Consider the following 15,111-nt stretch of genomic DNA (forward strand, 5'->3'; position numbering starts at 1 on the left):
TTTAAAACTAACGAGGATAAAAATGCAAAATTTAGATATAAGAAAGGCGTATCTTGATTTTTTTAAATCAAAAGGTCACGAAGTCGTAGCTTCTGCACCACTCGTGCCAAATGATGCAACGCTACTTTTCACAAACGCTGGTATGGTGCCATTTAAGAGTATTTTCACAGGCGAAGTGCCACGCCCAACACCACCTATTCGCACTAGCTGTCAGACCTGCATAAGAGCTGGCGGTAAGCATAACGATCTTGATAACGTCGGCTACACAGCACGCCACCACACGTTTTTTGAGATGCTAGGAAATTTTAGCTTTGGCGAATACTTCAAAAAAGAGGCGATCTCTTATGCTTGGGAATTTGTAACGGAAGTACTAAAACTACCAAAAGACAAACTTTATGTAACCGTTCACGAAAGCGACGATGAAGCATTTGAAATTTGGAGTACTCACATCGCAAAAGAGAGAATTTACCGCTTTGGCGATCATGATAACTTCTGGCAGATGGGCGATACTGGACCATGCGGCCCTTGTAGCGAAATTTTTTACGATCAAGGCGCTGAGCACTTTAACACGCCTGAGGACTACATGGGCGGCGATGGCGATAGATTTTTAGAGATTTGGAACCTTGTTTTCATGCAGTATGAAAGAAGCGCTGATGGCAAGTTAAGCCCGCTACCAAAGCCAAGCATCGATACTGGCATGGGACTTGAGCGCGTTACTGCTATCTTGCAAGGTAAATTTAGCAACTACGACAGCACACTTTTTATGCCACTAATTAGCGAAGTAGCAAAGCTTTGTGGCAAGCCATACGTCTATGAAAGTGGCGCTAGCTACCGCGTCATAAGCGATCACATCCGTTCAGTCACATTTTTGCTAGCTCAGGGTACGACATTTGACAAAGAAGGCCGTGGCTACGTGCTTCGCCGTATCTTACGCCGTGCGATCCGCCATGGATACTTACTAGGCATAAAAGAGCCATTTATGTATAAGCTTGTTGATAAAGTTTGCGAGCTAATGGGCGAGCACTACACCTATTTAAATGAGAAAAAAGCGGCTGTAAAAGAGCAGATAAAGCTTGAAGAAGAGAGATTTCTAGCGACTATTGCAAGCGGTTTAGAGCTATTTGAGAGCGAGCTTAAAAATACAAAAGAAATTTTTAGCGGAGAGGCTGCGTTTAAGCTTTATGACACATTTGGTTTTCCACTTGATCTAACAGCTGATATGCTTAGAGAAAAGGGCTTAAAGGTCGATGAAGCAAGGTTTGATGAGCTTATGAGCGAGCAAAAAGCACGTGCAAAAGCTGCTTGGAAAGGCAGTGGCGACAAGAGTGCGAAGGGCGATTTTAAAGAGCTACTTGAGAAATTTGGTGAGAATAAATTTGTAGGCTACGAAGAGCTTAAGAGTAAAAGTAAAATTTTAGCCCTGCTTGATGAAGAATTTAAAAATGTAGATAGCTTAGATGCTGGCAAAGAGGGCTGGGTGATGTTTGATGTCACTCCATTTTACGCTCAAAGTGGCGGTCAGTGCGGCGATAGCGGTAAGATAGTAGGCAAAGCAAATGTGATTGATACGCAAAAATTTCATGGGCTAAATTTATCTTTGGTAAAAACTAGCGCAGCGCTAAAAGTTGGCGATGAAGTAGAGCTTGAAGTTGGCAGTGATAGAGCAGAAACTGCACGTCACCACAGCGCCACACACTTGCTTCATGCAGCCCTTAGAAACGTGCTTGGCACGCATATCGCTCAAGCTGGCTCAAGTGTAGAAGCAGATAGGCTAAGGTTTGACTTCTCTCATCCAAAAGCACTTACTAGCGAAGAAATTTCAAAGGTTGAAAATTTAGTAAATGAGTGGATACTAAATGGTGCTAACTCAAAAACAGAACTTATGAAACTTGAAGATGCTAAAAATAGTGGAGCTATCGCACTATTTAATGAAAAATACGCTGATAATGTAAGAGTCGTTAGCTTTGGCGACGTCAGCAAAGAGCTTTGCGGTGGTACACACGTTAAAAATATAGACGAGATCGGATCGTTTTTCATCACAAAAGAGAGCGGCGTAAGTGCTGGCGTTAGGCGTATCGAGGCTGTTTGCTCAAGGGCTGCGCTAAATTTAGCAAAATCATTTAGAGCTGAGATTGATGAGCTAAAAGATGAGCTAAAGAGTGCCGAGCCACTAAATGCGGTCAAAAAGCTAAAAAATGAATTAAGAGTTTTAAAAGATAAACTAAAAAATGCTAAAAATTCTCATGAGCTAGTCTATTTAGACATAAATAAAACCAAGCTTTGCGTCACAAGCGTAGATGGTGGAGATATAAAAACCTTGATAGATGAGTTTAAAAATGAGCATGAAAGTGCTGCTATTTTGCTAATCCAAGCCGATGAGAGTGGCAAAATTTCTCTTGCAGCTGGAGTCAAAAATGCTCCTTTAAAGGCAGGTGCTTGGGTAAAATTTACAGCACAAATCCTAGGTGGCAATGGCGGTGGTAAAGATGACTTTGCAACAGCCGGTGGCAAAGATGCATCGATGATAGAAGATGCGATAAAAGACTCACTTGAGTACGCAAGGCAAGCCTTAGAAAAATGAGTCATTACGATATAGCTTTTATAAAATTTGACCAAGTAGTACTATTTTTGCATGTATGCTTTGTAGCTCTTTTTGTGGGGCTACAAGCCGGTCTTGTGCTTGTTGGAAGCTACTTTATAAAAAATAAATTTGAAGACAAGGAACGCTATCACATCTTACTTCACATTATAAGACGCTTTGGCATTGCGATTTTCATACTAATCCTTTGCGTGATAGCGACAAGTGTGGTTATAATTTTTGGATTTTATGATGCAAATTTGACAAATCCTATGGCAAGTGCAATGGTAGCAACAAAATGCGCAATAGAACTATTTTTACTATTAAATTTAAGCTATATATTTTATAGATACAAAAAGGCCTTAAAAGCACTAAGATCGCATGAAATGATCGAGCTAAATGAGAGTTTGATCGTTATAATTTATTACTTCACACCGCTAAATTTATTAGCTTCTCTAGCAGCCATTTATCTTGGCATAAGCTATAAGGTATTTTTATGATAATACTCGCTTCAAGCTCGCCAACAAGGGCAAATTTATTAAAAGATGCTGGCATAAATTTCACTCAAATTTCTTTCCAGTTTGACGAGAGCAAGATAGAAAAGAACGTAAAGCCTGAAATTTATGTCCAAAACGTCGTAAAAGCTAAAAAAGAGCAATTTTTAAAAGAAAACATGGGTCTTAAAAATTTGCTCTTTGCAGATAGCTGTGTGGCGTGTGGAGATAAAATTTTAGGTAAAGCAAAGGACGAAAAAGAAGCGATTGCCATGCTAAATTTACAAAGTGGCAACGAATGCAGTGTCTATACGGCGATGATATTTTTAGGCGAATTTGAGCTTATAAACGTAAGTAAGACTACGTATAAATTTAAAAAATTTGACGAGCATGACCTTAATGAATACATAAAAAATAATGAGTGGCAAGGCAAGGCTGGAGCCATGACGATAGAAAATTTTAATAAAAAATATATCATCTCCCAACACGGCGAAACCAGCACCGCTATGGGGCTAAATTTAAAAATATTAAAGGCATTTTTATGAAATATATCCTGGCATTTATCTTTATAGTTGCCATTTCGCTTGGCGGAGCATTTTTATATTTTTATTCGCAAGTTAGATTTGATGCTTACGCTATTATTGATTATAAACCAAAGCTTACAACGCAAATTTTTGATAGAAACAACGAACTCATCGCAAATATCTTTGAAGAAAATAGAATTTACGTAAAATATAACGACATCCCGCCACGTGTCATCGAAGCACTAGTAGCTATCGAAGATACGAGCTACTTTGAGCATGGTGGCATAAACGTAGAAGCTATGGCAAGGGCTGCCATAAAAGATATCAAGGCCAGAAAACTAGTCGAGGGAGCTTCAACACTAACACAACAGCTCATTAAAAATTTGGCTCTAAGCCGTGAGAAGAAATTTACAAGAAAGATAAAAGAGATCGTGCTTGCTATGAAGCTTGAAAGCGAGCTTAGCAAAGAAGATATCATCGAAAGATACCTAAATCACGTCTATTTTGGACATGGCTACTACGGCATAAAAACAGCAGCTGAGGGATATTTTAGAAAAGAGCTAAATGAGCTAAGCATAAAAGAGGTTGCCATGCTAGTTGGCTTGCCAAAGGCTCCAAGTACCTATGATCCTACAAAGCACCTTGACTTGTCGCTTAGCCGTGCAAATAGAGTACTTGAGAGAATGTATAGCATCGGCTGGATAAATGAGGATGAGTACCGCAAGGGCGTGCTTGAAGAGCCAGCGGTCTTTGACGATACACTCACAAGAAATAAAGCCCCTTACGTAGTCGATGAGATAATAAAAGAGGCTTCAAAGAAATTTGACGATATAAAAACTGGCGGCTATAAGATACAAAGCACAGTTGATCTAAATGTTCAAAAGATCGCTCAAGAAGCTCTAGTCTATGGCTATAATGAAATTTTAAAACGCGATAAAAAAGCAAATGCAGAAATCCTAAATGGAGCTATAGTAGTTACTCATCCACAAAGTGGTCAAATTTTAGCTCTAATTGGCGGTATTGACTACGCAAAAAGCAGTTATAACCGTGCCACTCAAAGCAAGCGCCAGCCAGGATCTAGCTTTAAGCCGTTTATCTATCAAATAGCACTTGATAGCGGTTACTCAGTCGTTTCTCAAGTGGCTGATATCGCCAGGACATTTGACATGGGCAATGGCAAAGAGTGGACGCCAAAGAATTATAGCGGCGGTTTTCAAGGCTATATCACTATAAAATCAGCAATAACCCAGTCGCGTAACCTCGCAACCATAAATTTGCTAAACGATCTTGGTCTTAGCTCGGTTCGTAAACAGCTTACAGATATGGGCTTTAATGATATCCCAGAAAATTTATCTATCGCACTTGGAAGTTTTGGGATTTCGCCACTTGACTTTGCGAAATTTTACTCGATGTTCCCAAATGAGGGCCAGATGGTTGAGCCGACACTTATTAAGCATATAGAAAATAGTTTTGGTGCGTCGATGGACTATGAACCACAAAGAAAGCAGGTACTAAAACCAGAACAAGCATTTTTGATGACGACACTTCTTCAAAATGTCGTAAATAACGGCACTGGACGCAACGCTAAAATAAACGGCATTCAGATCGCTGGCAAAACCGGCACGACAAATAACAACATCGATGCTTGGTTTTGTGGTTACTCGCCTGATATTGAAGCGATAATATGGTACGGAAATGACGACAACAGCCCTATGAAAAAGATTGAGGGTGGTGGTAGAACAGCCGCACCTGTGTTTAAGAAATTTATGGAAGGCTATATTAAGCTTTATCCTACTTTAAGACGTGCATTTGAGCAGCCAGATGGTGTTTATAAAGGCTATTATGGAGGCAGTGACGAATACTACACAAACGACTCACCACTACCTCAAAATATGCCAGCAAATGATATTATACAAGATCAAGAAAATGATGGATTATTATTTTAGGAAGATAATATGAGGATTAAAATTTTACTTTGTTTAGTAGTCGCAAGTATTGCATATGGCGCTAATCTAAATACGGCCAGCAAAAACGAGTTAATGGGGCTTGGGCTAAGTAAAGGTCAAGCGTTAAACATTATAAAATACAGAAAAGCCCATAAATTTAAAAGTATCGATGAGCTTGAAAAAGTCCAAGGTATCGGCTTTAACGATATGCAAAAAGTTAAAGAAAAACTTAGCATAAAAGAGAATGCAAAAGCCAAAAAAACTGAAGCAAAAAACTCCAAAGGCAAGAAAAAATAATCTTATTTTTATTTAAAATTTCTAGCCATTTACGTTTGAGTCCTATTATTATGGCTTTTTATAAAGGCTGGTTAGAGATGCTAAATATTAATAAATTTAAAAGTATCAGTTTTCTAAAGTTTCTAACTTTATTTACTGCTTATATATTTTTTATAAATTATATATTTTTATACAAGGGCGTTTTTTCAGGCTTTCTACAAAATAATCAACTCTCTTTTTCCATATTCTTTTTTCTTATATTTGCAATTGTCTTTATCTTGGTTTTCGCAAGTATTTTTTGTATTTTATTTTTGCCTTTTTTGCTAAAGCCAGTTGCAATTATTTTGATTTTAGCAAGTGGCATATCTGCTTACTTTATGCAAGCTTATGGTGTTATTATAGATAAAGATATGTTATTAAACGTCCTACGCACCGACACCAAAGAAGCCTTTAGCTACTTTAGCACAGGTTTAGTTTTTTGGATAATTTTTACAACCATCTTACCTTGCATATATGTAGCATTTGTAAAGATTAACTATGATAGTTTCAAAAATGAGCTTAAATTAAGAGCAAAAATTATCTCATTTTCTATAGTTGCGATAGCTATCATATTTTCATTAACGTCTAAAATTTTTATACCATTTTTTAGAGAACACTCGAATTTAAGAACCGCATTGCTCCCATACTATCCCATCTACTCAGCTATAAAACTAGTAAAATCGATCACTCAAAAACCACTACCTTTTACCTATGTAGCAGATGATGCGGTACTAGCTGATAATAAAAAGAAAATTTTAGTTTTGATAGTTGGCGAGACGCAAAGAAGCAGAAACTACTCACTAAATGGCTATACCAAAAATGATACTAATAAATTTACTAAACAAAAAGGTGTGGTAAGTTTTACAAATTTCTACTCATGTGGAACAGCCACAGAGACTAGTGTACCTTGCCTATTTTCAGACTTAAAGCGAGAAAATTTTAGCAACCGTGAAGCAAAAGCTCGTGAAAATTTAGTTGATATCATCAATAAGCTTGGTATAAAGACATACTTTTTTGGCAACAATAGTGGCGGTTGCAAGGGCGTTTGTGACAATCTTGATCAAAACCATACTTCAGATCATCGAGCAGAAGGCTTTGATGAAGTGATATTTGATAAGGCAAAAAAGGTCATCAAAGATGCAAATTCCACCACCTTTATCGTGTTACACCTGCAAGGTTCACACGGCCCTATCTACTACAAAGGCTACCCAAGCAAATTTAAAGAATTTACCCCAACTTGTGATACTGCCGAGCTAAACAAATGCACGCCAGAAGAAATAGCAAACACCTACGACAATACCATTTTATATGAGGACTATCTACAAAGCGAGCTAATAAACGCCCTTGAAGCAAGAAAAGATGAATTTGAAGTCACCATGTTCTTTTTCTCAGATCACGGAGAGAGCTTAGGCGAAAATGGCATATATTTACATGGTCTGCCTTATTCCATCGCTCCAGATGAGCAAAAACACATCCCAGCCATAGTCTTTTCAAGCGATAGCGAACTTTTGAAAAGGCTAAAAACTAGGAGAGATGAGAGCCTTTCGCATGATTTTATATTTAGCTCAGTTCTTGGATATTTTGGAATAAAAACTAAGGTCTATGAGCCAGAATTTGATATTTTTAGGAAGTAAATTTAAAGCCAGCCTAGGCAAAGCCTGAAGCTGGCGCAAATTTAAAAGCTGATCTCTTTTATATCAGCCACTTTTAGTATCTCGCTATAAATTTGAACAATTATTGCGATGCGGTTGTTTCGCACTTTCTCGTTTTCAACATTTATCATAACTTTGTCAAAAAACTCATCTATCTGCGGTTTTAGAGCAAATAGCGCTTTTAGCCTTGGCTCATATGCTAGGCTCTTATCAACTGCATTAAATGCATCATTTAGGGCTTTTTCAGCGTCTATCTCAAAGAGACTCTCATCGACCTTGCTAAATTTATCATCTTTTATGATGTTTGCAAGGCGTTTAAATGTCGAGAAATTCTCCCGAAAGCTTGGCTCACTTGAAATTTTAGCAAGTGCCTCTATCATCTTGGTTAGCTCCAAGATATCCTTTTCGCCGCTTTTTGTGCACGCTTTTACGATAGAAGCATTTGTGTCAAAGAAAGTGTAAAGCCTATCAAGGATGAAATTTATAAGCACTTCAACATCAAATTTCTTATACTCTTTTGCAATATCTTCTAAAATTTCTTTTACATTAAATTTCAAATTATGAGCCAAAACGATCTTTATCACGCCATTAGCCGCACGCCTTAAAGCGTATGGATCTTTGGTGCCGCTTGGGATTTTGCCAATACTAAAGAGTCCCATTAGCGTATCAAGCTTATTTGAAAGCGCTACAACCGAGCTAAATACCTTACTTGGGCACTGCGCCTCCTCGCCATCTGGCAAATACTGCTCTTTTATGGCTAAAACGACGTCTTCATCCTCGTTTTTAGCCTTTGCATAGTAAGCACCCATGATGCCTTGAAGCTCGGTAAATTCATAAACCATCTGAGTTGTAAGATCAGCCTTGCTTAGCATCACAGCTCGCTCAAGCTTTGCTTCATATTCACCCACTTCTTTTTTGAGTAGCTCGTCATAGTTGCTAGCAAGCTTTTTAGCCACTTTTAGCTCTCTAAGCTCTTTTTCGTAGATACTTCCAAGCTCTTTTAGGTATGTTATATTTTTTAGTTTTTCTGGACCAAATTCGTGCGCTAGGTCGCTTTGCCAAAAGAACATCGCGTCACTTAGTCTTGCTCTTAGCACCTTTTCGTTGCCCTTGATGATGAGCGAGTAGTCTTTTGTGATGGCGTTACTAACGACTACAAAGCCATTTGCGAGCTTACCATCTTTAAAGACTGGAAAGTAGCGCTGATTTTCTTTCATAGAAGTGATGATAACCTCGCTTGGCACCTCCAAAAATTCCTCTTCAAACGAGCCAAGAAGTGCTGTCGGATACTCGGTGATCGCCACGACTTCAGCTAGCAGCTCTTTATCTATCTCGATCTTTAGCCCACTTTTTTGGCTGATATTTTCAAACTCATCAAGGATTATTTTTTCTCTCTCATCCGCTTTAAGCACGATACCACGGCTCTTTGAGCCTTCAAAATACTCTTTTATGTTTGAAATTTTTATCTTGTCATAGCTAATGCTTCTATGTGGATAGGTTGAATCACCGCTCTCAACGCCAAATTTATTAAATTTTATGACTTCATCGCCAAGCAAACACAAAAACGATCTTATCGGTCGGATAAACTCAAACTCGCCATTGCCCCAGCGCATAGACTTGCCAAAATTTAGACTCTTTAAAAACTCCTCGACCATGTCGCCCATTATCTTAGCAACCGGCTCGCCCTTTACCTCTTTTTCGTGATAAAGCACCTCTTTGCCGTCTATCTCTTTAAATTTAAGCTCGCTCTCGCTTATGCCGCATTTATTTGCAAAGCTAAGTGCAGCCTTTGTAAAAGCTCCGTCTTTTAGCGCTACTTGCTTTGGTGCGCCAACGAAACTAGCCACGCTATCTGGCTGAGCCTGCGGGAATTTCTCATGGAAAAAGACCAAACGGCGCGGCGTGTAGTAAAATTTAAACTCGCTTTTGATGTTGTATTTTTCAAGCACAGCCTGCCATTTAGCATTGATGTTTGGCAGCTCCCTTAAAAATGGTATCGCTGGAAGCTCTTCAACTCCAATTTCTAACAATAACTCTTTCATATTTCACTCTTTTTATTAAAATTTTCTCTTTTTTCTCTTACCATTTTTCTTGCCCTCTCCTTCTCTTGTGACTGCAAAACGACGCCTCTTATCATAAAAATAAAAAATAAAACAAACGCCGTAATCATAAAAATATCTAAAATTTGCACTCTCTACTCCACAACGATTTGGTTTTCTCTCTTATAAATTTTAACTCTCGCGTTTTCAAAACTATACTCGCCATCTCTTAGCTTTTTCTTACTATAAACCCTGATCTTACCGTATGGTGTATGCAGATAGCCTCTCTCTAGTCTGCCAGAAATTTTAGCAAAGACATCGCCACTTCTAGCTTCACTTAATTGCGATGCATCTAGTAAATTTTCGCTAATATCTTTTGTGCCATGCTCATTTATGATCTCATAAGAGCTGACTTCAAGCGCATCTTTATAAATTTTCATTCGCCTTACTAAAATATCTAGCTCTTCGCCTACAGTAACGCTATTTTTAGGATCATAGACATAAATTCCACGGTGATTTTTCGAGATAAAAAAGCCATGTTTATCTTTTAAGATAACAACCGCTTTTTCAATCACGACTGGTACTGCCCCTGGATGATCAAAAAGTGTATCTACATCAGCCGTCTTATAGTTTTGCTCGCTTGTTTTTTTATTGGCTTTATTTTCATCTTTTTTAAAAATTTTACTCACAAAGCCTTTTTTCACTGGACTTGGATCAGTTGAAATTTTAAACTTTAATGCAAAGTGATCCGAATAAAGGTCACTCTTTGCAAAGCCTTTTTCATCGACTGCAAAGCTTGGTTTAAAGACTTCAAAACTACCACTAACATAGCTTAGATCGCCATTTTCCATAAAGCTAGGTGAAAGCAAAACATGATCGATCGCTCTTTTTTTGCCATGCACTGCGTGAGAATATCTATCTTTTGGCTCAAGCTCTTTATAAAGATCATAAAAATTTCTCGTTGCAATGATGTCATTTAGGATGGATTTTTGTCCAAAGGGCGAGTTAAAATCACCCAAAATAATTGCATTTTTCTCTTTACCTAGAGCCGTTCTTAACGTTTTTTCAGCCTTTTTTTGCATATTTATGCCATTTTTATAAGTTGGAAAGTGGTTTACAAATATGCTAAATTTCTTGCCTTCCTTCTCAAAAACAACCTTTAAAATATTTCTTGTCTTTACGTTTGGAACTTTAAAAATTTCACTGCCACTTGGTTGCAACTTTGAAATAAGCCCAAGCCCAACAGGCGAGTTTTTCTCCTTTGTAAAACTAACAAATTTATACTCGCTATCACTTGCCAGAGCTTTTAAAACCTGCTCATTTTCGATCTCTTGAAGTGCGATAATGTCAGTATTTAATGCATTTATGACTTGTCTTGTTCTTTGTAGTTTTGAATCAGCTGCATCGCAGTCCCATTTGGATACGCCTACTTTAAAATCAAGATACTCGCTACCATCATCTTTGCAATCAAATAAATTTTGCACATTATAAGTTGCGATGCTAATTTCACTCGCAAATGCCACTAAAATGGTAAAAACCAAAGCAAAAACTACTCTCAAATCTCACTCCTAAAGTCAAATTCAGTGATATTTTGCCTGATCGCCTCATACGCGATAATGCCAGCACTCATAGCTAAATTTAAGCTTCTGCCCTCTTTTCCCATTGGTATGGTTATGGCATTTTTAAAATTTATATCCATAAATTCTCTTGGCAACCCAGTACTCTCGCCACCAAAAAATATAAAATCTCCTGGCTTAAACCTAGCCTCGTAGTAAAGCCTATTTGTCTTTGTGGTAGCGAAGAAAAATCTATCCTTGTGGCTTAAGTTTGCTTCTAAAAATTCTTCCAAACTATCCCAAATTTTTGGATTTAAAATTTTCCAGTAGTCAAGCCCTGCTCGTCTAACAGCCTTTTCGCTCAGATCAAAGACCGTTGGCTTAACGATATGTAGCTTTAAATTTGCATTAACGCACATTCTACCGATAGCTCCAGTATTTTGCGGTATCTGAGGATGGACTAGGACTATGTTAAACATAAGCTTTCTTTGCCTTAAAAAGTGTTATAAACTAGCCTATTTTAGCCAAAATGGGCTTTTAAGAGTTTTAAAGACTAATCTTTTCTAGGCTTACGCTCGCTTAAATATTTTGAAATTTCAAGCTCTTGCCTACGTTTTATCTCTTTTGCGATCTCTTCGTTTTTAAAACCAGCTGATAAAATTTCTGTCACATCGACCTTCGCGTCAAATTTCATCTCATAAATTCCAAGCTTCTTGGCACGCTCTATCCGCTCTTTATTATAAGCTCCAAACCATGATTTTATAGGCATATTTAGAGCAATTTGCATTAGCTCTTTATCGCTTGGCATGTCATTAAAATAAGGCTGCTTTAAGATAGAAAAGTAGCTCTTTGGCAGACGCATTTTCTCTAAAATTTCCTTTGCGTCAAGCTCAAATTTGCCAAACAAAAGATACAAAAATAGCCTCTCATCATCCACAAATTCTCTAGCACTCTTAAGATCACTTAAAAACTCATCATCTTTATAAATTTGCACACCAAAAATTTCTTTAAAAAGTCCAAGTTCAAAAAGATAGTAAGCTCCTTTTTCTAGATACTTTGCGCGAAAGAATTTAATAAGCTCAGTATTTATCCTATCTCTGCTTAGATGCTCCAAACTAAGGCTTTTCATAAGAGCTAGCGTCTCATCAGCTATGCTAAAATCAAGCCTCGCGCTAAACTGCACTCCTCTAAGCACCCTTAGTGGATCTTCTTTAAATTTTTCACTATCAATGTGCCTTAATATCTTGTTTGCTAAATCTTGCACCCCACCATGAAAGTCTAAAATTTCTCCATTAAAGATATTCATCATCATGGCATTTATCGTAAAATCTCGCCTAAGGCTCGCCATTTTGGGATCATTAATATAGCTTACCGCAAAGTCTTTGTGCGAATTTCCAGTCTTACTCTCGCTTCTTGGCAGCCCAATGTCGTAGTTTTTATATTTATAGATGAAGTAGCTTTTACCAACTCCGCTAGCGCCTATGCTAGCCATTAGCTCATTAAATTTTAAAGGCTCAATGTCATAAACTTCGATGTCATAATCATAAATTTCTCGCCCCAAGAACGCATCTCTCACGCAGCCACCAACTAGATAGACACGTGAAGTAAATGGAGCAAATAGCGATCTAAAAAAGTCTAGCTCGCTATTTTTATAAATTTCATTTTTGATTTTTATCTCATTTTTTGAGCCGTCTAATGGCTTATTTTGAGAGATTTTGGAGTCTATTTTCGATATTTGCAAGGGTAAATTCTAAAAATTTTGTCGTTAGCTCAAGCCTTGAAGCAAGATTTTGTTCACTAGTTTGTTTAAGCCCTTCAAAAAGCACTTCTATGCGCTCAGCAAGGTTTGCTAAGAAAATTTTCTCTTCGCTCACCTCTCTACTTTTTGTTAGACTTGCTGGCTCCTCTTTTACCTCAAACGCTTGCTCATTTTGTAAATTTGTCTCAACTTTTAGCTCGTTATTTAGTGCATTTTCATTAGTCTCTATGGATAAAAGCTCTTTTTTTAAATTCTCTCGCTCGAGCTCTTCTTGCTTTTTACTTTGCAATGCTTCTATTTTCTCAAGCTCAGCGCTAACCTCACTGATTGCCATTCTAGCGATATCATCAAGCTTCATAATCTTATCAACCACCTTTTAAATTCATTTATCTCTTCATCACTTTTCATCGCTATAAAAAACTCTTTCATCTGCTCGTTTTTTATCGCTCGCTCTTTACGAAGTCCGCTCAGGCGGTTTATCGCGCTAAGGGCATCTTTGTTTGACGGATCTTGCTTTAAGATATTTTTATAAATTTCAAGTGCGTCATCTTTTAGCCCCTGAGCTTCGTAGATCAGTGCTTCAGTGATTGTGTTTTTCATTTTTTGATAAATCCTGCGATAACATCGCCTATCTCGCTAGTTGAGCAAATTTCAACCGCATTAAAAGCAGCGATATCTTTTGTTCTATAACCTTTTGCAAGTGCCTCTTTCACAGCATTTTCTATCGCATCTGCGGCGTCACTCTCGCTAAATGCGTATCTTAGCATCATCGCTGCACTTAAAATTGTTGCGATTGGATTTGCTATGCCCTGCCCTGCGATGTCTGGAGCTGAGCCGTGTATTGGCTCATAAATTCCCACTTTACCGCCCATACTAGCGCTTGGCAAAAGCCCTATCGAGCCACAGACCATACTCGCTTCATCACTTAAAATGTCGCCGAATAAATTTTCAGTAAGTATGACGTCAAAATTTGCTGGCGCTCTTACTAGCTGCATCGCCGCGTTATCCACATACATAAAGCTAAGCTCTACTTCAGGATAGCCCTTTGCCACCTCGCTAGTCACCTCACGCCAAAGCTGACTTGTCTCAAGCACATTTGCTTTATCGACCATGCAGACCTTTTTCTTGCGAAGCATTGCTGTTTCAAAAGCGATCTTTGCGATGCGTTCGATCTCCATTTTAGTATAAACCATCGTATTAAACGCTCTATCTTCGCCTTTTTCACGTGGCTGTCCAAAATAAAGTCCGCCTGTTAGCTCACGAACCACGACAAAATCAACGCCTCTTAAAACCTCTGGCTTCAGCGTGCTAGCATCCACTAGCTCATCAAAAACAATGGCTGGGCGTAAATTTGCATAAGCTTCTAGCTCTTTTCTAATCTTTAAAAGCCCGCTCTCTGGCCTTAGATGTCTTGGCAAGCTATCCCACTTCTCGCCGCCTATCGCTCCAAAAAGCACAGCATCAGAGTTTAGAGCAGAGTTAAGCGTTTCATCTGGCAAAGGCATGCCAAATACATCATAAGCTGCACCACCCATAAGCTTGTAGTCGTACTCAAATTTTATCCCAAACTCAGCGCTAACGACATCTAAAATTTTTATAGCTTCATCTATGATCTCAGGGCCGATGCCATCGCCTTTTATAACACAAATTTTATATTCTCTCATTATTTAATCCAACTTTACTTTTGCGTATTCTATAAGTCCGCCGGCGTTTAAAAGCTCTTGCATAAACGGCGGTATGGGGCTAAATTTATACTCTTTGCCGCTGGTTAAATTTACGATCGCGCCGTTATCTACGTCTATTTTTAGTTCGTCGCCCTCGTTTATTTCGTCCGTTTCTTTGATTTCAAGTATCAAAAGTCCCGTATTAAAGCTATTTCTATAAAAAATTCTCGCATAACTTTTAGCTATCACCGCGCCTATACCGGCGGCTTTAAGCGCGATAGGAGCGTGCTCGCGAGAGCTACCGCAGCCGAAATTCTCGCCCGCTACGATAATATCGCCCTTATCTATCTTGGAGCTAAAATTAGGATCGGCATCTTCCATAATATGTTTTGCCAAAATGTTTTCGTCGGAGGTGTTTAAGTATCTGGCGGCGATAATTATATCGGTATCGATATTGTCGCCGAATTTCCAAACTTTATTCATCGTTTCGCCTTTTTTAAATTTTCGAGATTTTAGCCAAAAGTAGCTAAATAATTCATCAAACGGCGAATAAAATTTGTGGCCCAAACGGCTAAAGGGCAAGG

Annotated in this window: 15 protein-coding genes; 6 read left to right on the forward strand and 9 right to left on the reverse strand. The window is 38.3% G+C overall.

Annotation, left to right across the window (positions count from 1 at the left end; genetic code table 11):
• The first annotated feature begins 22 nt into the window (after positions 1–22).
• From alaS to CVS93_RS05625, 6 genes are all read left to right on the forward strand, one after another.
• Entirely contained in the window at positions 23–2,581 is a 2,559-nt protein-coding gene (gene alaS / locus CVS93_RS05600) for an alanine--tRNA ligase (protein ID WP_107686901.1), read from the forward strand.
• The gene (locus CVS93_RS05605; RefSeq protein WP_084042051.1) at positions 2,578–3,078 is read left to right on the forward strand and encodes a 3-isopropylmalate dehydratase; all 501 of its coding nucleotides are present in this window, start codon (positions 2,578–2,580) and stop codon (positions 3,076–3,078) included. Before alaS ends, CVS93_RS05605 begins: the two co-directional genes overlap by 4 nt.
• Positions 3,075–3,617, forward strand: coding sequence for a septum formation inhibitor Maf (gene maf / locus CVS93_RS05610; protein ID WP_107686902.1), 543 nt, complete (start codon positions 3,075–3,077; stop codon positions 3,615–3,617). The genes CVS93_RS05605 and maf overlap by 4 nt, the downstream gene beginning before the upstream one ends.
• Positions 3,614–5,542 (forward strand): transglycosylase domain-containing protein, encoded by a 1,929-nt coding sequence (locus CVS93_RS05615; RefSeq protein ID WP_107686903.1) that lies wholly within the window; start codon positions 3,614–3,616, stop codon positions 5,540–5,542. Before maf ends, CVS93_RS05615 begins: the two co-directional genes overlap by 4 nt.
• A gap of 9 nt (positions 5,543–5,551) precedes the next feature.
• Positions 5,552–5,839, forward strand: a complete 288-nt coding sequence (locus CVS93_RS05620; RefSeq protein ID WP_107686904.1) for a ComEA family DNA-binding protein — start codon at positions 5,552–5,554, stop codon at positions 5,837–5,839.
• Between the two features lie 77 nt (positions 5,840–5,916).
• A complete protein-coding gene (locus CVS93_RS05625; RefSeq protein ID WP_107686905.1) occupies positions 5,917–7,491 on the forward strand; it encodes a phosphoethanolamine transferase in 1,575 nt (524 codons plus the stop codon).
• Positions 7,492–7,532: 41 nt separating this feature from the next.
• Here CVS93_RS05625 and glyS read toward each other — a convergent pair whose 3' ends face one another.
• From glyS to CVS93_RS05665, 9 genes are all read right to left on the reverse strand, one after another.
• Entirely contained in the window at positions 7,533–9,551 is a 2,019-nt protein-coding gene (gene glyS / locus CVS93_RS05630; RefSeq protein ID WP_107686906.1) for a glycine--tRNA ligase subunit beta, read from the reverse strand.
• Positions 9,548–9,700: a hypothetical protein gene (locus CVS93_RS09765; protein ID WP_159071526.1), complete on the reverse strand. Its 153-nt coding sequence runs from the start codon at positions 9,698–9,700 to the stop codon at positions 9,548–9,550. Before CVS93_RS09765 ends, glyS begins: the two co-directional genes overlap by 4 nt.
• 3 nt (positions 9,701–9,703) lie before the next feature.
• A complete protein-coding gene (locus CVS93_RS05635; RefSeq protein ID WP_107686907.1) occupies positions 9,704–11,107 on the reverse strand; it encodes an endonuclease/exonuclease/phosphatase family protein in 1,404 nt (467 codons plus the stop codon).
• On the reverse strand, positions 11,104–11,583 hold the full coding sequence (locus tag CVS93_RS05640) for a tRNA (cytidine(34)-2'-O)-methyltransferase (protein ID WP_072594657.1): 480 nt from the start codon (positions 11,581–11,583) through the stop codon (positions 11,104–11,106). Before CVS93_RS05640 ends, CVS93_RS05635 begins: the two co-directional genes overlap by 4 nt.
• A 74-nt stretch (positions 11,584–11,657) precedes the next feature.
• Positions 11,658–12,845 carry a CCA tRNA nucleotidyltransferase gene (locus CVS93_RS05645; protein WP_107686908.1) on the reverse strand — a complete coding sequence of 396 codons (1,188 nt, stop codon included), beginning with the start codon at positions 12,843–12,845 and terminating at the stop codon, positions 11,658–11,660.
• Entirely contained in the window at positions 12,805–13,221 is a 417-nt protein-coding gene (locus CVS93_RS05650) for a CiaD-like domain-containing protein (protein ID WP_107686909.1), read from the reverse strand. The genes CVS93_RS05645 and CVS93_RS05650 overlap by 41 nt, the downstream gene beginning before the upstream one ends.
• Entirely contained in the window at positions 13,218–13,463 is a 246-nt protein-coding gene (locus CVS93_RS05655; protein ID WP_021091490.1) for a hypothetical protein, read from the reverse strand. The genes CVS93_RS05650 and CVS93_RS05655 overlap by 4 nt, the downstream gene beginning before the upstream one ends.
• The gene (leuB, locus tag CVS93_RS05660) at positions 13,460–14,527 is read right to left on the reverse strand and encodes a 3-isopropylmalate dehydrogenase (RefSeq protein ID WP_107686910.1); all 1,068 of its coding nucleotides are present in this window, start codon (positions 14,525–14,527) and stop codon (positions 13,460–13,462) included. The genes CVS93_RS05655 and leuB overlap by 4 nt, the downstream gene beginning before the upstream one ends.
• A gap of 3 nt (positions 14,528–14,530) precedes the next feature.
• Positions 14,531–15,010 (reverse strand): 3-isopropylmalate dehydratase small subunit, encoded by a 480-nt coding sequence (locus CVS93_RS05665; RefSeq protein WP_054196874.1) that lies wholly within the window; start codon positions 15,008–15,010, stop codon positions 14,531–14,533.
• Positions 15,011–15,111: the final 101 nt, after the last annotated feature.

The sequence above is a fragment of the Campylobacter concisus genome (genome assembly GCF_003048535.1).
Taxonomy (GTDB): domain Bacteria; phylum Campylobacterota; class Campylobacteria; order Campylobacterales; family Campylobacteraceae; genus Campylobacter_A; species Campylobacter_A concisus_S.